23 protein-coding genes are annotated in these 22,217 nt (G+C 29.2%); 20 read left to right on the top strand and 3 right to left on the bottom strand.

The window, feature by feature from the left end; translation table 11 throughout:
* The first annotated feature begins 296 nt into the window (after window positions 1–296).
* The 7 genes from L1S49_RS21450 to L1S49_RS21420 all read left to right on the top strand — a co-directional run bounded on the left by L1S49_RS21450 (window position 297) and on the right by L1S49_RS21420 (window position 6,827).
* On the top strand, window positions 297–1,487 hold the full coding sequence (locus L1S49_RS21450; protein ID WP_238907354.1) for a sensor histidine kinase: 1,191 nt from the start codon (window positions 297–299) through the stop codon (window positions 1,485–1,487).
* Window positions 1,480–2,121, top strand: coding sequence for a response regulator transcription factor (locus tag L1S49_RS21445; protein ID WP_238907353.1), 642 nt, complete (start codon window positions 1,480–1,482; stop codon window positions 2,119–2,121). The genes L1S49_RS21450 and L1S49_RS21445 overlap by 8 nt, the downstream gene beginning before the upstream one ends.
* Before the next feature lie 94 nt (window positions 2,122–2,215).
* Window positions 2,216–3,334 carry an ABC transporter permease gene (locus L1S49_RS21440; RefSeq protein WP_238907352.1) on the top strand — a complete coding sequence of 373 codons (1,119 nt, stop codon included), beginning with the start codon at window positions 2,216–2,218 and terminating at the stop codon, window positions 3,332–3,334.
* Window position 3,335: 1 nt separating this feature from the next.
* The gene (locus L1S49_RS21435) at window positions 3,336–4,010 is read left to right on the top strand and encodes an ABC transporter ATP-binding protein (protein ID WP_238907351.1); all 675 of its coding nucleotides are present in this window, start codon (window positions 3,336–3,338) and stop codon (window positions 4,008–4,010) included.
* Entirely contained in the window at window positions 3,991–5,121 is a 1,131-nt protein-coding gene (locus L1S49_RS21430) for an ABC transporter permease (RefSeq protein ID WP_238907350.1), read from the top strand. Before L1S49_RS21435 ends, L1S49_RS21430 begins: the two co-directional genes overlap by 20 nt.
* A gap of 107 nt (window positions 5,122–5,228) precedes the next feature.
* On the top strand, window positions 5,229–6,038 hold the full coding sequence (locus tag L1S49_RS21425) for a MurR/RpiR family transcriptional regulator (protein WP_238907349.1): 810 nt from the start codon (window positions 5,229–5,231) through the stop codon (window positions 6,036–6,038).
* An 18-nt stretch (window positions 6,039–6,056) separates the two neighbouring features.
* Window positions 6,057–6,827, top strand: a complete 771-nt coding sequence (locus tag L1S49_RS21420) for a M15 family metallopeptidase (protein ID WP_238907348.1) — start codon at window positions 6,057–6,059, stop codon at window positions 6,825–6,827.
* A gap of 50 nt (window positions 6,828–6,877) precedes the next feature.
* On the opposite strand, the gene L1S49_RS21415 is transcribed toward L1S49_RS21420, so the two are convergent.
* Entirely contained in the window at window positions 6,878–8,245 is a 1,368-nt protein-coding gene (locus L1S49_RS21415) for a sodium:alanine symporter family protein (protein WP_073022291.1), read from the bottom strand.
* A gap of 338 nt (window positions 8,246–8,583) precedes the next feature.
* Between L1S49_RS21415 and L1S49_RS21410 the strand changes: the two genes are divergently transcribed.
* The 3 genes from L1S49_RS21410 to L1S49_RS21400 all read left to right on the top strand — a co-directional run bounded on the left by L1S49_RS21410 (window position 8,584) and on the right by L1S49_RS21400 (window position 12,189).
* The gene (locus L1S49_RS21410) at window positions 8,584–9,924 is read left to right on the top strand and encodes an ATP-binding protein (RefSeq protein WP_238907347.1); all 1,341 of its coding nucleotides are present in this window, start codon (window positions 8,584–8,586) and stop codon (window positions 9,922–9,924) included.
* Between the two features lie 247 nt (window positions 9,925–10,171).
* Complete coding sequence (locus L1S49_RS21405) at window positions 10,172–10,897, top strand: LytTR family DNA-binding domain-containing protein (protein ID WP_021803218.1); 726 nt, start codon at window positions 10,172–10,174, stop codon at window positions 10,895–10,897.
* A gap of 143 nt (window positions 10,898–11,040) precedes the next feature.
* A complete protein-coding gene (locus L1S49_RS21400) occupies window positions 11,041–12,189 on the top strand; it encodes a GHKL domain-containing protein (RefSeq protein ID WP_238907346.1) in 1,149 nt (382 codons plus the stop codon).
* Here the strand turns inward: L1S49_RS21400 and L1S49_RS23330 are convergent.
* Both L1S49_RS23330 and L1S49_RS21395 read right to left on the bottom strand, forming a co-directional pair.
* Complete coding sequence (locus L1S49_RS23330) at window positions 12,175–12,309, bottom strand: hypothetical protein (protein ID WP_275299654.1); 135 nt, start codon at window positions 12,307–12,309, stop codon at window positions 12,175–12,177. The two genes, L1S49_RS21400 and L1S49_RS23330, sit on opposite strands and share 15 nt — an antisense overlap.
* Before the next feature lie 138 nt (window positions 12,310–12,447).
* The gene (locus L1S49_RS21395) at window positions 12,448–13,029 is read right to left on the bottom strand and encodes an accessory gene regulator B family protein (protein WP_238907345.1); all 582 of its coding nucleotides are present in this window, start codon (window positions 13,027–13,029) and stop codon (window positions 12,448–12,450) included.
* Between the two features lie 251 nt (window positions 13,030–13,280).
* On the opposite strand from L1S49_RS21395, the gene L1S49_RS21390 reads away from it, so the two are divergent.
* The 10 genes from L1S49_RS21390 to ybaK all read left to right on the top strand — a co-directional run bounded on the left by L1S49_RS21390 (window position 13,281) and on the right by ybaK (window position 22,210).
* Window positions 13,281–14,237, top strand: a complete 957-nt coding sequence (locus L1S49_RS21390; RefSeq protein WP_238907344.1) for a sensor domain-containing diguanylate cyclase — start codon at window positions 13,281–13,283, stop codon at window positions 14,235–14,237.
* Between the two features lie 246 nt (window positions 14,238–14,483).
* A complete protein-coding gene (locus tag L1S49_RS21385; RefSeq protein ID WP_238907343.1) occupies window positions 14,484–15,920 on the top strand; it encodes an NAD(P)/FAD-dependent oxidoreductase in 1,437 nt (478 codons plus the stop codon).
* A gap of 13 nt (window positions 15,921–15,933) precedes the next feature.
* Window positions 15,934–17,190: an FAD-dependent oxidoreductase gene (locus L1S49_RS21380; RefSeq protein ID WP_238907342.1), complete on the top strand. Its 1,257-nt coding sequence runs from the start codon at window positions 15,934–15,936 to the stop codon at window positions 17,188–17,190.
* 5 nt (window positions 17,191–17,195) lie between these two features.
* On the top strand, window positions 17,196–17,561 hold the full coding sequence (locus tag L1S49_RS21375; RefSeq protein ID WP_238907341.1) for a DUF1667 domain-containing protein: 366 nt from the start codon (window positions 17,196–17,198) through the stop codon (window positions 17,559–17,561).
* 52 nt (window positions 17,562–17,613) lie between these two features.
* The gene (locus L1S49_RS21370; RefSeq protein WP_238907340.1) at window positions 17,614–18,183 is read left to right on the top strand and encodes a glycerol-3-phosphate responsive antiterminator; all 570 of its coding nucleotides are present in this window, start codon (window positions 17,614–17,616) and stop codon (window positions 18,181–18,183) included.
* Between the two features lie 109 nt (window positions 18,184–18,292).
* On the top strand, window positions 18,293–19,783 hold the full coding sequence (gene glpK / locus L1S49_RS21365; RefSeq protein WP_181602570.1) for a glycerol kinase GlpK: 1,491 nt from the start codon (window positions 18,293–18,295) through the stop codon (window positions 19,781–19,783).
* A gap of 24 nt (window positions 19,784–19,807) precedes the next feature.
* On the top strand, window positions 19,808–20,512 hold the full coding sequence (locus L1S49_RS21360; RefSeq protein ID WP_073022301.1) for an MIP/aquaporin family protein: 705 nt from the start codon (window positions 19,808–19,810) through the stop codon (window positions 20,510–20,512).
* Between the two features lie 108 nt (window positions 20,513–20,620).
* Window positions 20,621–21,178 carry a hypothetical protein gene (locus L1S49_RS21355; protein WP_238907339.1) on the top strand — a complete coding sequence of 186 codons (558 nt, stop codon included), beginning with the start codon at window positions 20,621–20,623 and terminating at the stop codon, window positions 21,176–21,178.
* Window positions 21,179–21,232: 54 nt separating this feature from the next.
* Window positions 21,233–21,646, top strand: coding sequence for a DUF3785 family protein (locus L1S49_RS21350; RefSeq protein ID WP_238907338.1), 414 nt, complete (start codon window positions 21,233–21,235; stop codon window positions 21,644–21,646).
* 87 nt (window positions 21,647–21,733) lie between these two features.
* Window positions 21,734–22,210 (top strand): Cys-tRNA(Pro) deacylase, encoded by a 477-nt coding sequence (gene ybaK, locus L1S49_RS21345; protein ID WP_238907337.1) that lies wholly within the window; start codon window positions 21,734–21,736, stop codon window positions 22,208–22,210.
* Window positions 22,211–22,217: the final 7 nt, after the last annotated feature.

Below are 22,217 nucleotides of genomic sequence, written 5' to 3'. Positions count from 1 at the left end.
ATAAAAAAAAGCAGGGCATGTATTTCTACATACTCTACTCTTTGAGTGTATCATCTTAACTTAATGACATTGGGTGCTTAAGTTACCTTCTTTTTTATTGCATAGGAAAGTACCTTCCTCCTATGCAATAAAAAATGCAAGGGGTGCAGGGGAGGTTGTGCTCCCCGCCTCTTAAGGAGGGTGCTCAGACACGAAGTGTCGTCGAAGGGAACCATAGGGTTCCCTAGCGAAGTGGCGCTAGCCACTTTTTTTATATTTGGTATAATTAAAGTAATAACTGTATAAAGGGGTAAATCATGGATTTGAGGGTTAAAGATATTATAACAATAGTTGATTATATAGTTTTTACAATAATACTTATTATCTTAGCATTTTTAAGTGGGAGTAATTTTTTATTAATTATAACTTATCTTCTTTTTCTTACCTGTTTCACCATAAGAACTTATTTTTGTTATGAAAAAGAGCGAGGAATTGCAAAACATATATTATTAATTTTAGAGGTAATGATAATATGGTTTATAAATTATAGTTCTAAAAGTTTAATAGCTATGATTTTATATTTATTTTTAGTAGACAGTATAATAATTAATTTTAATAAAAAACAAGGATACATATATTCAATATTAGTGTACTTGATGAATTTTTTATCTGCAATTATTATGTTAGAAGAAAAAATAAACTTGATTCCAGTATTTATATTAGTAACAGTACCCATATATACTATATTTATAATTATATTTAAGCTTATAAACTATTTATTATTTCAGAATAAGATAATAGAAGAATCTTTGAAAGAAATTACCGTTAAAAAGATAGAAAAAGATGAGGTCTATGGGCACTTAAGCGAGGCTTATGAAAAAGTTGAGCTTATGACAGCTAATTCTGAGAGAAACAAAATAGCTAGGGAAATTCATGATACAGTTGGACATACTCTTACAACTGTTTTGGTTGAAATGGAAGCCTCCAAAAGGCTTATGGATAAGGATATTATTAAGGCTAAAGAAAAGTTGAGTTTAGCCCAGGAACAAGTTAGGAAAGGTCTTAATGATATAAGAAGTTCTGTAAGAATTTTAGAACAAGGAAAGGAAATTATGGACTTTTGGGATTCTTTGAATACTTTTATAACAGAGTGTGAAATGCATTCAGATATTATTGTAAAAAGTCATATAGATAGTGATGTGAATGTTTATGATAGTGGGAAAAAGGTTATTTATAGAGCGCTTCAAGAAGGATTAACTAATGGAATTCGACATGGGAAAAGTACTGCCTTTATTTTTAAGTTATTTGAGAGAGACAATTCAATTAACTTCTCTTTAGAGGATAATGGTATTGGGGCTGTAGCGTTAACTAAAGGTTTTGGGCTTAGATCCATGGAGGAGCGTGTAAAAGAGCTAGGTGGACAACTTGATATATATTCAGAAGAAGGCGAGGGGTTTTCTATTTATATAAAACTGCCATTAGTTGAAGGAGGAAAAATAAATGATTAGAGTAGTTATAGTGGATGATCAAAGGTTAATGAGAGATGGATTAAAAACTATATTAGAACTTCAAGATAATATAGAAGTTATTGGCACTGCTTCTGATGGAAGAGAAGTAATTGATATATGCAGAACATGTACTCCAGATGTTATTTTAATGGACATAAGAATGCCTGGAATGAATGGGGTAGAGGCCACCAAGATAATAAAAAACAGTTATCCAGAGATTAAAATATTAGCTTTAACAACCTTTGATGATGAAGAGTATATTATTGATGCACTAAATTATGGAGCGTCGGGGTATATGTTAAAGGATATAGATGGAGATGCCCTAATTAAAGCAATAGAAGATGCTTATGATAATAAATACATACTCCCATCTACAATAGCATCTAAGTTGGTAAATAAGCTTATAAGTAACAGTACAAGTGATAAAAAAGAAGAAAATCTAAAAGGTCTATTTACTGATAGAGAACTTGAAGTTGCAAAGATGCTTTCACAAGGTTTTACAAATAAGCAGATATCATCCTCTCTCTTTATATCGGAGGGAACTGTAAAAAACAATGTAAGTAATATATATTCTAAGATACAAATATTTGATAGAACTTCAGCAGCATTATATTTGAAGGATATATTAAAATAAATGACCACGGTAACTAGTATGTAGTGACCGTGGTTACTATTATTTATGAAGGAATTTTTATATTATATTTATAAGAAGTGAAGGGAGGAGTAAAATGAAGCCTTTATCTGTTAGTAAATATATAAAAAATAATAAGAAGCCCTATATAACTTCAATAATAGCTATAGCTTTATCTATTATTTTAGGATATGGAGTGGAGTGTTTTATAGAGTCTATATCAGAAAGCTCATATTCATCTCAAGTGAAGCCATTAGAAAAGGCATTTACAATAAGTAGAATTAGTGATAAAGAGATATCTTTAGAGTATGTAGATAAGTTAAAGAAAAGTGATCTTGTAGAAAAGTTAATACCTACAAAGATATCTTATGTGAAATATTCTACCCAGGGAAGTGTCAGTAATGTAAGAATATTTTCTATACTTCCAGAGGATAGAGAATATTTTATGAATGAATATGACATTACTCTTGAAAAAGGGAGCCTTCCAGAAGAGGAACAAAAAGAGATAGCTATAGATGAGAGAGTAGCTACAAATAATAATGTATCTATTGGGGATAGTTTAGGAGATAGCAAAATTGTAGGGATTTTAAATAGTAAATATTTTTTATCCTTAAGCAGCTATTCGTCTACTTCTGATGAATTTAGTAGATATAAAGATATTAGTAAAGATGATTTGATAAAAAATGAGATGTTGATATTTCCTAATGATGATAAAAGAGATGATTTAGATAAATTAATAAGGACATTCTCTAAAAAGGATATAAATTATAGCATATTATCAGAGGGAATTGAAAAATATCAAAGTGGAACGGCATCTTCAAAACAAATACTGGATGCACTTTTTGTTCTTATAGTTATTGTTATGGTGGTTACTTTATCAAGCTCTAAATATGCACAATTTATAAATAGAAAAATAGAGTTTGGCATATTAAATGCTTTAGGATATAGCAGAGGAATGTTGATGAAAAGAGCATTAAAGGAAGTGTTGATATTTAATTTATCTGGATTTGTAGTAGGCATTATATTAGGAGTAGCTACTAGTTTTATTGTAACAAAAGCAGCTTTTACTGATCTAGGAGCAATTGGCGTGTTTATAAGCATTAAGGGTATAGTAATATCTTTACTGACACCAGCCTTTACAGCTTTATTTACATTAATACCAATTTACAGAGTTTTAGGTAAATTAGATGCTATAACTATCATTGAGGAGGGATAAAATGATTTTTAATATAGAAAATTTAAATATGATATATGATATGGAAAAAGAAGCTATGACCTATGCGGTAAAAAATATAAATTTAAGTTTAGAAAACAATAAAATGATAGGAATTATGGGACCTTCAGGAAGTGGAAAAAGTTCATTGATTTATTCAATGGCTGGATTAAAGAAACCAACTTCAGGAAAAATATCTTATAATGGACAAGACTATGAAGGCATGAGTTTAAATACTTTAGCAAAGCTAAGAAAAAAAGATTTTGGATTTATATTTCAGAGACATTTTTTAATTGAATACATGAGTGTTCTTGATAATATATTAGTTCCTATAAACTCTAATTCAAAAGCTGACAAGCAAAGAGCAATAGAACTTCTAGGCAGGATGGGAATAGAGAATCTGTATAATAAAAAACCTTCAAAACTTTCAGGAGGGCAAAGACAAAAGGTTGCAATTGCTAGAGCTCTTATAAATAATCCTAAGGTGATTTTTGGAGATGAACTTACAGCTGCTTTAGATCATGAAAGTTCTTCAGAAGTAATGAAGATGTTAGATGAATATAAGAAAAATGCTCTTATTGTAATTGTTACTCATGATAAAACTATTTTAAAAGATGCAGATGCAATAGTTAATATTTGGGATGGAAGTATAACTTCCATTGAAGAAAAAGAGAGGTGATAATATGAGGCCACTTTCTCCACTAAAATATATATTAGCTAATATTAAAAAAGTTTTAATAACTATAATAACTGTAGCTATAGGTGTTTTTGTAGTATATTTTTATTCTTTAATAAGTGCAACAACAGAGGAATTAGTTGATCTGACAGGTGGTAACTTTGTAGAGAATCATAGTATAGTATACTCTAAAAGTAATGTTGAGATTCCAAAGACCATAATAGAAGATCTTAAAAGTAGTAGTAATACAAAGCTTTTAATTCCAATTAAACCTATTGCAGGTAGCCTTAAATATTCTTTAGGTTTAGGTTCTTCAAGTTTTGATATTGAAAATTTATACAGCGAGGATATAGTAGGCTTGATGGACGCTCTGGATCAAAATATTGTTGAAGGAAGTGTTCCTAAAGAAAATTCAAATGATATTCTAATTCATTTAAGATATGCTAAACAAAACAATCTTAAAATAGGTTCAATAATAAATGAAGATAATTCAAACTTAAATAAAGAATATAAAGTTTCGGGAATAATGGATGGAGAGAATATAATAGCCATAGTAAATACAGATAGTGAAATGAAAAGAGAAGAGGCTTTTACAAGGGGATTTATTTATAGTACTTATGATAATAGTAGTAAAGACATGAGTGCTATAAAAGAGAAGCTTCCTGTAGATATAGATGTGATAGATTATAAATATATGGAAGACAATTTTAAAGAAATGATGATAGGTATGAATTCTCTTAGTTATATAATGAGTACTTTTATAATTATAGTTTTGTGTATAACATTAGGAAATTTAAATTACATTATATTTAAAAATAGAATTAGCGAATTTTTTATAATGCACGCCATGGGATATAAAAATGCAACATTAATGACTAAATTATGGAGAGAAAATCTAATCTTGTGCTTAGTAGGATATGGCTTAGGTATATTTATGTGTATTATGACAGTTAGTATATTAAATTTAACTATATTTAATCCAGTTGGAAAACCATTTTTACTGTTAAGTAAGTCTGGATTTATAGCATCTTTTACAATACCTTTATTTGTATCGTTATTTAGTTTAATTCCATGTTTGACTTCAAAATACAGAGATAAAATAAATATAGGTTAATAATATTTTTATAAAAAGGAGTTTATGTTAAAACTCCTTTTTATGTTTTGCGAATAGTTAATAAATACTTTATAATATTGTTTAGATAAAGTAGGAGGGGTATTTATATGAATGAAGTTATTTATCGATTGTTATTTTTGGTTAATTCTAATAAAGAAAAAGATATATATTACACAATTGCATGGACGATGCTGAATAATATAAAAAAAGTTCCCAAATTAAATATAAATCAATTGGCAGATATGTGCTATACGTCATCAGCTACAATAAGTAGATTTATCAAAAAATTAGAATATGAGAGTTTTAGTGAATTTAAAGAACAGGTGGATTTGAATTTAAAATATTATAGGCTTAAAGCTTCTTTTAATCCTAAATTTATACAAGAGAAATCATCAAACCCAGATGAACTTACAAATGATTTTTATGATTTAGTTATTAATAATTTAAAACAAACCTCTGAAAATTTAGATATAAGAAAACTAGATAAATTGGTTGAGTATATATATAGATATAAAAAAATTGCTTTTTTTGGTATGCAGTTTTCTCAATATATTTCTATGGAGATACAAACCATGCTTTTGATGCTTGGTAAATTAGTAACGGCATTTGTTGATATGCAGGAGCAATATCAGTATGTTGATGATATGGATGAGAATTCTCTTGCTATAATTTTAACAGTGGCTGGAAGAGTAGCTAATACAGAGCTTATTAAAAGGATAAAAAATAAAAAAGCAAAACTTGTAATAATAACTCAAAATCCAAACACTCAATATATGGAAGAGGCTGATTTGGTGTTGTTATACGGGAATCCAGATGTTAAAAGTATAGAATCGTTAGTAGGAGGCAGATATGCACTTTTAAGCGTAATCGATATGATTTATTATAGATATGAGTCTTTGTATAATCACACTAAATAAAAATAGGAGGAAATATTTTTGAGAAAAATATGGTCACTTATTCTGATCTTATCGGTTACCGTAAACCTTTTTACTGTTTCGTGTAATAAAAATATAAAAAATGATAAGACGGCTAAAGTTGTTGAAGAAATTAATATAGATGAAGAGCAAGATTTTAAAGAAGTTGAGAGTAAGAAAGACGTTGATATATCAAATGAAATAGAGAACGAAGAACAAATAGAAGAACCTAAAGAAATTAATGGCTTTGTTTTATTACAGGAAATGGATAAAGATTTTGTGATAGATTTAAGATACGCAACAGAAAATAATTTTACTAAACAAAAAGTTTATCCTAATGACATATGTGTATTAAGAAAAGATACTGCAGTGAAGTTAGTAAAGGCAAATGAAGAATTTAAAAAACTAGGATATAGAATAAAAATTTGGGATGCGTATAGACCAGTTTATGTGCAAAGAATATTTTGGAACATAGAGAAAGACAGTAGATTTGTTGCAAATCCAGATAACGGTGGCTCAATACATAATAAAGGCTGTGCTGTTGATATTACCCTTGTTGATAAAGAAGGGAAAGAATTGATGATGCCGTCTAGTTTTGATGACTTTTCAGAAAAGGCGTATAGAGGTAACACTAATATGAGTGATGAGGCTAAAAGTAATATGAGCATTTTAACTAACATAATGGTTCAAAGCGGGTTTAAAATTATTGATACTGAGTGGTGGCATTTTGATGATACTGACTCAGGGAAGTATAATATTGAAGATGTAGATTTAAACCTATTTCTTAACTAAAAGACAGTATATAGATTTATTAAAAGTAATTCTATATACTGTCTCAATTTTTAAGCTGCTTTATTTAATTTTATTTCATTAAAGTAGCTTTTGGTTTCTCCTATTATTACTTTTCTTAAGCCTACTAATCCAACTAAATTAGGAAGTGCCATTAGACCATTTACTATATCAGCTATAATCCATATTAGTTCAAGTTTCATGAAAATAGATGAAGCAATTGCTACTAGAAATATTATTTTATATGGAAGAATTCCTTTTACTCCAAATAAGTATTCTGTACACCTTTCTCCATAATAATTCCAGCCTATTATAGTTGTGAATGCAAAGAAAATAAGTCCAATTGTGACTATAAATTGACCAATCATCGGAAAGTTACCAAAACCTGCTTTAAAAGCTTCTGTGGTAACTTGCGCACCTGAATATTCAGAGCTATTCCACATTCCTGTTATAACTAAAGTTAGTCCTGTCATAGTACAAACAATTATTGTGTCAATAAATGTTCCTGTCATGGAAATTAAACCTTGTCTAACACAAGATTTTGTTTTAGCAGCAGCAGCAGCTATAGGAGCGCTACCTAATCCAGATTCATTTGAAAAAACACCTCTGGCTATTCCTTTTTGCATTGATGTTAATATAGTAACACCTAGAGCCCCACCAAAGGCCGCAGACGGAGAAAATGCGCTGCGAACTATTAAGGATATAGCGTCAGGTAATTTTGATATGTTTGTAATTAATATTATTAGTGCACCTAATACATAAAATATAGCCATAAATGGAACTATAAGTTCCGCTGCTTTAGATATCTTTTTTATACCACCTATTGTTATTAGTCCTACTATAATTGTTAATAATGCTATTGTAGCAAATTGAGGAACTTTAAATGTAATATTAACTGCGCTTGATATAGAATTTACTTGCGTGAATGTTCCCATTCCTAAGAGTGCAACACATATTCCAAAAAAAGCAAATGCTTTAGCTAACCACTTAATTCCTAACCCTTTTTCTATATAATACATTGGCCCACCTGACATTTGGCCATTTTTATCTACCACACGATATTTTATAGCTAGTAATCCTTCAGCATATTTAGTAGCCATACCAAATAATGCAGCCACCCACATCCAAAATAGTGCTCCTGGACCTCCGGCTGCAAGAGCAGTTGCAACTCCAACTATGTTACCAGTTCCTATTGTAGCAGCAAGAGCAGTACAAAGAGCTGCAAAACTACTTATGTCCCCATCTCCATCATAATCTTCATCTTTAGAAAAAAGATACTTAAATGCTAGTGGTAGTTTGAATATTTGTAGCAAACCTAGTTTTATGGTAAGGTAGATACCTGTCCCAATTAGTAGAATTAGTAAGGGTGGACCCCAAACTAAATCATCAATTTTTGAAAATAATTGTGTTAAGTTTTCCATTAGATTTTAGCCCCCTATTAGTAGTTGTTTTACTATTTTTATAAAATAGATATAAATCACAAAGTAATATCATAAGCGAATTATTTGTAATAGATTTATAAAAATAGAAATAAAAACAGCTTATATTGTTAAATTTAAGCTTGTGATAATGTGATTATATCAAATTTAATCTTATAGTGAAAGAATTAAATTTTTCATCAGTTTTTTTATTAATAATTATCGCGAAATAATATCGTAGTTATAAAATTTTTGTAAAAAATTTAACAATGAATAAAGAGGTATATGAATTAAAACGTAGAATTATAATTTCTATAGGGAGTATAAGGAGGAGTATTATCATGATAAGCAATAAGATAAGAAGGATGAAAATTAATTTAGAATCCTTAGGAATATATAGGAATTTACTAAAGGATTCTGTTATTGAAAAATTGCATAAACTAATTAATTATCTAGATAGGAATGAAAATACAATTAGTGAAATAATTAACTTATATAATGATTTTTATTATGAGCTGATGGAAATTAATAGTGGATTTGGATTAAAACAATATATAATAAATAAGATAATATTAAGCGAAAACATATTTTCAAAGAAGGCTCAAAAAGATAATCTTTGTAATATTGGGTTTTCTATTAAGCAAGCTGTAGCAAATGATTTAGATTCCTTAGAAAGTATAGGGGATTTTACAGCAGAATATATAAAAGAGCTATTTATAGAAGATGAAAGTAATCCATATTTTGAGTTAGATAAAATACAAAATCTTGGGGAATGGGAAACGGAAATTATAGATGATGTATATATTGAAAGTAATTTTATAGTAGATAGGTTTATGAATACTTCTCCTTGGAGTGTTTTAATTAATGATTTAGCTATAGTTTATAAAAATAATGGTATTGGTATATTTGGTGAATACAAAGGTTTCTTATGGGAAGGAAATGAGCTAAAAGGGGTACAGTCATTAGATCCCATAAGACTTGAGGAACTAGTTAATTATGAAAGAGAGAGGAAAATAATAGTAGATAATACTATTTCATTTTTGAAGGGATATAAAGCTAATAATGTTTTATTATATGGTAGTAGAGGAACTGGTAAATCATCTACAGTAAAGGCTTTATTAAATGAGTATTATACAGAGGGACTGAGAGTCATAGAAATTCCTAAACAGTATATAAGTACATTTCCTAAACTAATAGGAATAATAAAAGATATACCGCAAAAGTTTATATTGTTTATAGATGATTTAGCTTTTGGAGATAGTGAAGATACTTATACAGCCCTCAAAGCAGTTTTAGAAGGTGGATTAGAGACAAAACCTGATAATATAATAATATATGCTACATCAAATAGAAGACATTTAGTTAAAGAAAAGTTTAGTGATCGAGATGGTATGAGGTTATCAGGAGCTGGTGACGAAGTCCATGCTGCAGATGCAATGCAAGAAAAACTATCTTTATCAGATAGATTTGGGATAACTGTAACGTTTATATCACCAACTCAAAAGGAGTATTTAGAGATAGTAGATTCTTTAGCTAAAGCTAGAGGGATAGAACCAACAGAAGAAATTCATAAAAGGGCTATTCAATGGGAAATGAGTTACAACGGAAGATCACCAAGAACAGCACGACAATTTGTAGATTGGCTTGAAGGAGAAATTTGTCAAAAAAAAATTAAAACTTAAGTGTGATGAAGTATATAAAAGATCATATAACATATGGTCTTTTATATTTTGTCAAAAAATATAATTAAATAATAGAAATAATTAAAATACAATTGACTAGATAGTAAGAGAATATTAAGATAAAATAAAGTAGTAGAGTAAAATTTTATATAGATATATATAAGGTAAACTCTAAAAATCAATTTTTAACTACGGCGAAATAGGCTGTAGTTTTAGTTTTGTTAATTGACTTAAGGGGGATTAAGACTTGTCAAATTTACTTTTAATAGAGGATGAGAGATATCAAGTAGAATCATTAATTAAAATTATTCAAGAGTTATCCTTAGATATAAATATTTTTCATGCTGATAGTGAGGCTAAGGGACTTGAAATATTAAATAAAGTACCTATAGATTTTTTTTACATAGACATAGAATTAAAGGAAGGTTCTGGTATAAGTTTAGCTAATAAAATAAGAATGATAGATAAATATAAACTTGCTTGGATAATATTTATTACTTCAAATTCTAGCTATATGCTAAATGCTTTTAAAAAAATTCATTGCTACGATTATATTATAAAACCAATTAAAAAAGAAAAAATACAAAATATGACAAAACTTTTATATGAAAATAGTTATGCTAAAGAAGATAATGAAACGAAGTTAGACAAGCAATATGTAGTATTTGAAAGTAGAGGCGTAAGGCTTAAGTTTTATATCGATGAAATCGTGTTTATAGAAGTTAAAATAAGAACTTTAACTGTTTATACAAAATTTGGTGTATACGAGATAGACAAGTTATCTTTGAAAAAAGCTTTAGAGAAAATTAATAGTGAAGATATAGTGCAAAGTCATAGAGCCTACGCTGTTAATAAAAAATATATCAAAGAAATTAGGCAGATATCTGTAACAAGTAGTGAAATATACTTTAGAGGATGCGAAGATAAAGCGTATTTGGGATCTAAATTTAAATTGAATTTTGAAAATATATAGAGGTTGGAGTTGAGAATGTGATTGACAGTATTTTCAATTTTATATTAACATTTATGGAGATAAGTGGGATATTCTTGTTGTGGAGTAAATTTAATGATTTTAAGAGGTACAACTTAATTAAATATATTACTCTAACTATTTTTATGAGTATACTAAATAATATATTGGTATATAGTCACTTAGATTATGTATTTATAATAAATTATGCAGTAATAATTCTATTAGTAAAGTTTTTGTTTAAAAAATCATTTGAAAGTACAATAGTTGAATTTGTTATAACTATTGTTTTAATAATGGTTATGCAACTCTTGGTATTAGCTATATTTAATATATCGACGGATTTATTTAATATAGTATTATTTAACAATCTTGCAGTTAAAGCATTTAGTATAAACACATTAATGATTACTTTTATTTTAATGATAAAAAAATTTGTTTCTTACGACAAAGTTTTAGGTAATAATGGGATAAATATTCAGTTGATATATTTCTATTTAATTAGTTCACTAATATATATATTAGTTATAAAATGTGTATGGGAGGCTGATTACACAATTATAGAAAAAAATATAGTAATATTTATAGTGATATTATTAGTGTATATGGCAATCAATTTTAAGTTCTTAAAAGCTCTAATATCTTTAATTGAAGAGAAAAAAAACTTAGAAGCATATAATAGATATTCAAAAATGACTATTGATTTGGTTAATGATGTTAAAAGTAAACAACATGATTTTAAAAACCATCTGAGTACTATATATGGTATATCTCAAGTTTCAAATGAAGAGGATTCTAAGAGGAAAATAAAAGAATACATTGAGGGATTAAATGAATCATTATCAAAGGAACAGTACATTATTTCCTTAGATAATAGGGTTTTGGCAGGTATAATATATAGTAAGCTTCAAAGAGCAGAAGATATGGATATTAAATTTAAGTATTCAATAAATAGTGATACTAATTTAATGCCAGTAAAAGATTTTGAGTTAGCGGAAATATTATTTAATTTATTGGATAATGCTTTCGAAGCTGTAGCAAAACAAGATAGCAGCAGATGGGTAGAATTAAACATAGATAGAGAAAAAGAAAACTCCATTATTCACGTAAGAAATAGCGGAGTTACACTTAAAAATACTAACATAAATGAAATTTTTAAAAAAGGCTTTTCCACTAAAGGTAGCCAAAGGGGATTCGGCTTATATAATATTAAATCTATAGTGGATAAGTATGGTGGATCTATAGAAATAACCACTCATAATTACATTACTGAATTTAGATTAGTCTTCCATTAAACTTTCTGGAGGCTCATATTCGCCGTAAAAAACAATTGAAGACCAAGGGTTTGACATACTAGCTGCTACAAGTACCAAAGCAGCTGATAAAATATTAAATATATTTTTTTTTATTCTCATAAATTTGCTCCTCTCATTAAATTATTTATTTAAAATAATTTTAAGAGTTATGACAAGCTATATGAATAAAATGATCACTAAACATTAAAATACAGACATGAAAAGTTAAGTGAAAGTCGTCAGAGGATAAATTTGCATCTAACGATTTATTTTAGATGCAGGAATTAATTGAATGGATTGTACTAATATTGTTATTATAGAACAACTCATATATAATGTGTTCCTAAATAACAAAAAAGAAATACATAAAAAGAATAAGGTTACAAGTGTAGAAATAAGCTTGCTTCTAAGAATCATTTTAGAGTTATTATATTTTTTATGTTTTTTTCGGAATTTACTAACTTGAGGAGATTTTATATATATAATTAGTAAACTTAATACCGATAGAAATAAATATGTATAGACATCTATTACACCAATATAGAGTGGAGTTAGATAGCTATTTATAAAGAATATTGCAAAAGAAAAAATTAAACAAGATGTATAAGTATAAAAATGTATACCACCTGAATAAATACGAATAGAACTTAGGATTATAAAAGATAACAAGAAATAATTTTCTGTACCTAACATAAAAAATATAATAAACATTATGATAAACTTAGAACCTTCACTTAAGATTGACTTTATAGCAAAGTTTATCTTAGGTATTTCTGAATCATTAATATCGCTATTTGAGCTTATATAATTTGTTAATTTTTCTGATACCAACTCAATCATTTATTTTCCCCCTAATAATGTAATATATACTATATTATTAAGGATTATAATGGGAATTTCAAGAGCATATTGTTTATGTTATGATATTGCTCAAAAATTAGTTTTGGTGAGTTGATATATTATAAATGAATTTAACAAAAATTTATCAATTTAATAGAAGGAATCGGTTAACTTTTGTTGAAATAATTGTATGTTGGATATTGTTTAAAAATATAGTATTTACAATATAAATTATTTAGGGGAAGATGCTAATGGTAGAATACTTTTTAATAGGTTGTATAGCTGGTGTAATAATTGCAAGTATTTATCATAAAAGGATTAGCTTGAAGTCTTACAGAAAGACTCAGAACATAAAAAGGAATCAGAAAAGAATATTTAATTTAATTGAGAAGTCTAAAGACATAGTATATTGTTTTCAAATTTTACCTGAATTCAAGTTTATATACTTAAGTCCATCTATAGAAAAGTTTTTAGGTGAAGGTTTAGTTAATGAATGTTATGAAAACCCTAATAACCCTTTTGAGCTTATCCATCCAGATGATTTAAATATATTATATGACAAAATTTATGGAACTCTTGATTTTGAAAAACCCATAGTACAGAGATGGAGAAATAGAGAAGGAAAATACTTGTGGTTTGAAGAACATGCTACTCCTATATACTCAAAAGGTAAGTTGGTAGCTGTTCAAGGGATAATAAGAAATATTGATGAAAAAATAAAATATCAATTAGGGTTAGAGTATAGAGTGACTCATGATATGTTAACAGGACTTCATAATAAGGATTTTTTTGAAAGAGCATGCAATAAATATGATGTTGAAATAGATTCTAAAGTGGCTATAATTATGTGTGACTTAGATAATTTGAAAATAACTAATGATATTCATGGACATATGGAAGGCGATAACCTGATAAAAGGTGTAGGTACAATATTAAATAAATTCTCATCAACAAATTCAATAATATCTAGAATAGGTGGGGACGAGTTTTGTATTTTACTTACGGATTTAAATGAATCTTGCGTAAAGAAAATAGTTGAAGATATAGATAGAAATATACATAAGTTCAATGAGGTTAATTTAGGTGTAGATATAAACATATCGATAGGATATTCATTTAGCCAGAAATCTTTGGGGCATATGGATAGTTTATTTAAAAAAGCTGATTCGAATATGTATACAATTAAAAATAATAAGAAGGTAATATGAGGGGAAATAGTATTTTTCCCTTTGTTTTTTTACAGATAGAATAATAAGAACGCCTCTCTAATATATTATTAAAGAAGATTAACAAAACTCTTGTAATCATTTTCTATAAGTGATAGAATAAACTTAAAGAAGAGAATATATGATTCGGCCGAGTATATGAGAGCCATCACAGTAAGTATTTAACTTATAGTGGTGGTTTTTTTGTCTTTTTTTAGGTGAAATTAAGGATTTTGGAGGGAATAAGGGATGTATGATGTAGTAGTAATAGGGGCAGGGGTTATAGGGAGTGCTATAGCTAGAGAATTATCAAGATATGAAATGAATATATGCGTTTTAGAAAAACATTCGGATGTATGTTGTGGTACATCAAAAGCTAATAGTGGAATTGTACATGCTGGTTTCGATGCTAAGACTGGAAGCTTGAAAGCTAAACTAAACGTATTAGGTAATTCTATGTATGATGAATATTCTAAAGAGTTAGACTTTCCTTTTGAAAGAAATGGATCCCTAGTATTATGCTTTAGTAAAGATGATATACATGTACTTGAAGAATTAAAAAAACAAGGCGAACGAAATGGAGTTCCTGAACTAAAAATAATATATGCACAAGAATTAAGGGAGAAGGAACCTAATATATCAGATACAGTAGTTGCAGCATTAGTAGCACCTACAGGTGGAATAGTAGATCCATTTAAAATGACTATAGCATTGGCTGAGAATGCCAATGTTAATGGCGTTGAATTTAAGTTTAATAGTAAAGTTGAATCAATAGAAAAGATTGATGATAATTATAAAATTATAACTAAAGATGCAATATATGAATCTAAAATAGTTATAAATGCCACTGGTGTATATAGTGATTACTTTAATAATATGATTAGTGAAAAGAAATTAAAAGTTACAGCAAGAAGAGGTGAATACTGTCTTTTTGACAAAATTGCAGGAAACGTAGTTTCGCATACAATATTTCAATTACCTAGTAAGTTAGGAAAAGGAATATTGGTTACTAAGACAATTGATGGAAATTTATTAGTTGGACCTAATGCAGTAGATTCAGAAGATAAAGACGACGTTAGAACAACAAGAGAAGGTCTTGAAGATATAATGTTTAAGGCTACTAAAAGTATTAATAATATACCTAAAAATGCTGTTATAACTTCTTTTACAGGATTAAGGGCAGTAGAGGAACATGATGATTTTGTAATAGGAGAAGCAGATGATTCAAAGGGATTTATAAATGTGGCTGGAATTCAGTCGCCTGGATTATCTTCAGCCCCAGCTATTGGATTATTGGTAAAGGATATAGTAGTGGATAGATTAAATCCTAATGAGAAGGCTGATTTTAATGGCAAAAGAAAAGATATAGTGAAGTTTAGTGAATTATCTAATGAAGAAAGAAATAAACTTATAAAAAATAGACCTGAATATGGAAATATAATATGTAGATGTGAGCTTGTAACTGAAGGTGAAATAATAGATGCAATAAGAAGACCATTAGGAGCAACAAATCTTGATGGAATAAAGAGACGAACTAGAGCTGGGGCAGGTAGATGTCAAGCAGGATTTTGTACCTCTCGTACAGTTGAAATATTATCAAGAGAGCTTAATATACCACAAACAGACGTAACTAAATTTGGTGAAGATTCTTATATTCTTGTAGGTAAGAATAAAGAGAATATTTAGGGGAGGTGCAGTTATGAGAAAGCATGATGTAGTAATAATAGGTGGAGGTCCTGCAGGACTAGCAGCTGCAATTTCAGCAAGAGAAAATGGTATAGATGATATTATAATTTTAGAAAGAGATAACAAACTTGGAGGAATATTAAATCAATGCATACACAATGGTTTTGGACTTCATACATTTAAAGAGGAGTTAACAGGGCCCGAATATGCAGATAGATTTGTAGAAAAAGTTAAAGAGTTACAAATTCCGTTTGAATTAAACACAATGGTAATTGATATAAATAAGGATAAAATAATTACAGCTATAAGCAAAAATGGAGTTTTAGAAATAGAAGCAAAATCTATAATCCTTGCTATGGGATGTAGAGAAAGACCAAGAGGAGCATTAAATATACCAGGAAATAGATGCTCGGGGGTGTTTACAGCTGGAACAGCTCAAAGATTTGTAAATATTGAAGGTTATATGCCAGGAAAAGAAGTTGTTATTTTAGGTTCAGGTGATATAGGGCTAATTATGGCAAGAAGGATGACTTTAGAAGGCGCTAAAGTTAAAATGGTAGTAGAATTAATGCCTTATTCTGGTGGATTAAAGAGAAATATTGTTCAGTGCTTAGATGATTTTGATATTCCGCTAAAATTAAGTCACACAATAATAGATATAAAAGGTGAAGGTAGATTAGAAGGGGTTACAGTTGCTCAAGTAGATGAAAATAGAAATATTGTTGAGGGAACTGAAGAGTATGTAAGTTGTGACACCTTATTACTGTCTGTTGGATTAATACCAGAAAATGATGTATCAAAGGGCATAGGAGTTGAAATGTCTAATGTTACATCAGGACCAATTGTGAATGAAAGCTTAGAAACTAATATTGAGGGTGTATTTGCTTGTGGTAATGTGCTACATGTGCATGATCTTGTAGACTATGTAACTCAGGAATCCTACAATGCAGGGAAATGTGCTGCACAATATATTAATGGAAAAAATAAAAGTGAAAATTCAATTAAGATAAAAGGAATAGAAGGAGTTAGATATACGGTTCCAAGTTATATAAATGATGAAAATGTAGAAAAGGAAGTTATGGTAAGATTTAGGGTTGGAAATGTATTTAAAAATGAGTTTATTAGTGTGTATTTTGATAATGAAAGAGTAATGCATATTAAGAAAAGAATTTTAACTCCAGGTGAAATGGAAAGTGTGAAGTTATCTAAAACTTTATTAACTAAGTATCCTAATTGTGAGAATATAACAATAAAGGTTGAAAAGGAGTAGTTTATATGGAAAATAGAGAATTAACTTGTATATGCTGCCCATTAGGATGTGTATTAGAAGTAACTTTAGATGGAAAAGAAGTAAAGAGTGTTACAGGAAATAGTTGCAATAGGGGATCAGAGTATGGGGTGAAAGAATGTACAAATCCTACTAGAATAGTTACATCAGTAGTAGATGTTGTAAATGGAGAAATACCTATGGTTCCAGTTAAAACTGAACAGGATATACCAAAGGATAAAATTCAGGAATGTATAAGGGCTATCAAGGGGATAACTGTACAGGCGCCTATTGCTATAGGTGATATAATAGTTAGAAATGTAGCTAATACATCTATAAATATTATAGCAACAAGAAATGTAGCTAAAGTATAAATAAGATGATATTATTAAGAGGTAATGTTTAATAATTCCAGTGGAGGTATTGATGAATAATTTAGGAGAAATTCTTATAGAGAATCCTGTTGTTGCGGCAATAAGAAATGAAGAGGATTTGGATAAGGTTATTGAAAGTGATGTAAAAATTGTATTTGTCCTCTTTGGAAGTATAGTTAATATAGCACAAATATGTAGAAAATTAAAAGAGCATAATAAGATAGTATTTGTTCATATAGATTTAGTAGAAGGCCTAAAAGGAGACTCTAAAGGAATAGAATATGTAAAAAAAATTGCAGAACCTTATGGGATTATTAGTACAAAACCAACTAACATAAAATATGCTAAGAATCTAGGACTAAATACGATACAAAGAATATTTATAATTGATTCATTATCGTTAGAGACAGGAATAAAAAATATAAAAACTGTACAACCTGATGCGGTTGAGGTTATGCCCGGAGTGGCAAGTAAGATAATAAAATCAATGGAAAAAAAAGTACACCTTCCCATAATAGCAGGAGGATTAATTCAAACAAAAAAAGATATAATTGAATCAATAGGAGCCGGAGCAGTAGCTGTATCAACAACTAAGAGAGTTTTATGGGAGTTAAATGAATAATTATTAAGAAATGAAATGGATTATGGATTATAAGTAATGGTAAATAATATGGGGAATTTGCCATTACCTTGTAATAAAAAAGAAAACGGTTACTAAGGGAGGTAATTAAATGGCAAAGTATGTAATGGCACTAGATCAAGGAACCACAAGTTCAAGAAGTATTATTTTTAATGAAGCAGGGGCTATAGTAAATGTTGCACAGAAAGAATTTACTCAAATATATCCTGAAGCAGGTTGGGTAGAACATGATCCTAAAGAAATATGGTCTACACAAATAGGGGTTGCTGCTGAGGCTATGGCAGGATTAGGAATATCATCTACAGATATTGCAGCGATAGGTATAACAAATCAAAGAGAGACTACTGTAGTATGGAATAAAAACACTGGAGAACCTGTATATAACGCAATAGTATGGCAATGTAGAAGAACTTCTAATATGTGTGATGAACTTAAATCTAAGGGATTTGATAAACCTATAAAAGAAAAAACTGGACTTATACTTGATGCTTATTTTTCAGCTACAAAAATAAAATGGATACTAGACAATGTTGAAGGCGCTAGAGAAGAAGCTGAAAAAGGCAATTTATTATTTGGAACCATTGATACATGGCTTATATGGAATTTGACAAAAGGACAAGTTCATGTAACCGATTATACTAATGCTTCAAGAACTATGTTGTTTAATATACACGAATTAAAATGGGATGAAGAAATACTAGAAGAGTTAAATATACCTGTAAGCATGCTTCCAGAAGTAAAACCATCTAGTGCTGTTTATGGCTATACAGCTAATGGATTATTAGGAGGAGAAATCCCTATAGCAGGGGCTGCAGGAGACCAACAAGCTGCATTATTTGGTCAATGTTGCCATAATCCTGGGGATGCAAAAAATACTTATGGTACAGGATGCTTCCTTCTTATGAATACGGGAGAAAAAGCAGTAGAATCTAAAAATGGACTTCTTACAACTATAGCTTGGGGAGTTGATGGAAAAGTTGAATATGCACTAGAAGGTAGTGTATTTGTGGCAGGAGCTGCTATTCAATGGTTAAGAGATGAATTGAGAATGCTTAAAACTTCAGCTGATTCAGAAGAATATGCTAACGCTGTTGAGGATACTAATGGAGTTTATATGGTACCTGCATTTGTAGGATTAGGAGCACCTTATTGGGATCAATATGCAAGAGGAACAATTGTTGGATTAACAAGAGGAACAAAGAAAGAACATTTTGTTAGAGCTACATTAGAATCTTTAGCATATCAAACTTATGATGTATTAAAGGCTATGGAACAAGATTCAGGAATAGAACTTCATACACTTAAAGTTGATGGAGGAGCATGTGCTAACAATTTCTTAATGCAATTCCAATCAGATATATTAGGTGTTCAAGTTGATAGACCTGAGGTTATAGAAACTACAGCATTAGGAGCTGCATACTTAGCAGGTTTAGCAGTAGGATACTGGGAAAATAAAACTCATATATGCGACAACTGGGCAATATCAAAATCATTTGAGCCTTCAATGGAAGATAATAAAATAGAAAAACTTCTAAGTGGATGGCATGAAGCAGTAAAAAGATCACAAGCATGGGAAAAATAAAATAGAATATGAGGGGGATATACCATGTCTATATATTTAGCTGAGATTATCGGAACTGCAATTTTAATACTTTTAGGAGATGGCGTAGTAGCCAATGTTGTATTAGGAAAAACTAAAGGAAATAATAGCGGACTTATAGTTATAGCTACTGCATGGGCTTTAGCTGTTGCTATACCAGCATTTATATTTGGAGGAATATCAGGAGCACATTTTAATCCTGCACTTACAATAGGTTTGGCAGTTATAGGAAAGTTTCCTTGGGAACAAGTACCTGGTTATATAATATCTCAATTTATAGGTGCATTTATAGGTGCATGTTTAGTATATGTAATGTATAAGCAACACTTCGATGCTACTGAGGATAAAGACAGCAAGTTAGGAGTTTTTTGTACAGGTCCTGCTATAAGAGGAACAGGATATAACTTTATATCTGAATTTATAGGAACTTTCATACTTGTTTTTGGAATTCTTGGATTAGGAACAGTGGCAATGGCAGATGGACTTGGAACAGTGTCAGTAGGTATGTTAATATTTGTAATAGGTCTTTCATTAGGAGGAACCACAGGATATGCTATAAACCCTGCAAGAGACTTAGGGCCAAGAATAGCTCATGCATTATTACCAATTAAAGATAAAAGAGATTCCGATTGGGCATATGCATGGATACCAGTAGTAGCACCTATATTAGGAGCTGTGGTAGCTGCAATAACATTTAATGGGATATTTTAAATAGGTAATTAAGAAAGTGCTTTAGGGCACTTTCTTTTATGTTGAATATTTTCATTTCCATATGTTAACACTATAATCAATTGTTGAAAATATAAGTGGAGGTTAACTATGAAAAAGTTATTAAAGTGTTCACTACTAATGTTTTTATCATTAATAGTTATTGCTGGATGTACTGGAAAAAAGATTAAAGAAGAAAAGGGAAGAGAAAGTGATGAAGTAATATCAAACCCTAAAGTTGATAATGAAACTAAGGATACATTTAAGATATATGATGTCGATAGCAATACATATGAGTTAGTAGAGCCGTATGATTTTTCTGTTAAATCTAACGAATCCCTAAATAAAAAAGTAGATATGATAGTTAAAGAAATAATGGATAGATGGTTTGTTGGCTTAGAGTATAAAACTTCTATTACAAAAGAAGATAACAAGCAGATAGTAGTAATAGACTTAGTTGATAAAGGGATAGACACACCTAATGGATGGTATTCAAAATTTCAAGGTAGTACAGGAGGAAGAATAAATTCAAAAAGAATAATTAATAATATTATTCAAAAAGACTATAAGGGAGAATGGGTACAGGGAGTAAAAGTTCTTTACAATGGTCAGAAAGCTGAATTTGAGCATGCACCAGAACTTGGGAAGACGATATATGATTGGATTTAGTGATATACAGTTAACTATGTTAAGTGTATAATTAACCAAGAGGTGATTAATTAAATGTACACACTTAAATTTGATGAAAAAACGTATGAATTAACAGAAAATAATTGTGAAGATTTCATAATGGATGAAGAGTACAAAATAGAAGGCGTATCGGTCAAGAGTATACTAAACTTATTAAATGAGGCTGAAAAAATAAGTTTTGATAGAGAATACTACAGTGAACATTGCAGTAGTTGCAAAGAAGAAGATATTGTTAAGAGTAAATTCTATGAATATTTAGGGTATTCTTTTTATATATTTACTAAGGATAATAAATATATTGAAAGTAATATATCAAAATCCTATAAAGATAGTTCCTTTAGCAGACTTTATAGAAGTAATGTTGTAGATAATAGTTTTATAGTGAATATTATATTCTGTGAAAAGTGCAACAAATATAATATAGAAATTGAACAATGTGATATGTAAAACTACCTTATGGGTAGTTTTTATTTTATTATGGAATAATTTATGATGTATAATAATATTAAAAGGTTATTTAAGGAGATTAATGTAATGGCTCAAGGTAAAACTAATGTTATGAGAATTTTAGATTCAAATGATATTGATTATGATATATTAAATTATGATAATAAAGATGGAAAAATAGATGGAGTATCAGTAGCAAATAAAATTAATAAAAACGTAGATGTGGTCTATAAAACCTTAGTTACTAAAGGCGTGTCAAAAGAGATATATGTTTTTGTTATTCCTGTAACTGAGGAGCTTGACCTAAAGAAGGCAGCAAAAGCAACAGAAGAAAAAAAGATTGAAATGCTTGAGGTTAAAGATATAAATAAATATACTGGATATATCAGAGGTGGCTGTTCACCTATTGGTATGAAGAAGAAATATAAGACATTTATTGATAATAGCTGCAATAATATAGAAAGTATAATAGTAAGTGGAGGAAAGATAGGAGTTCAAATTGAGTTAAAAACAAATGGGTTGATTAAGGCGACTGATGGAATAGTAGTTGATCTGAAGAAATAATAAAGGA

The sequence above is a fragment of the Clostridium sp. YIM B02506 genome (assembly GCF_022324845.1).
Classification (GTDB): Bacteria; Bacillota; Clostridia; order Clostridiales; family Clostridiaceae; genus Clostridium_T; species Clostridium_T intestinale.
The sequence above is the reverse complement of the archived record's forward strand: the minus strand, read 5'-3'. Positions and strand labels throughout refer to the sequence as shown.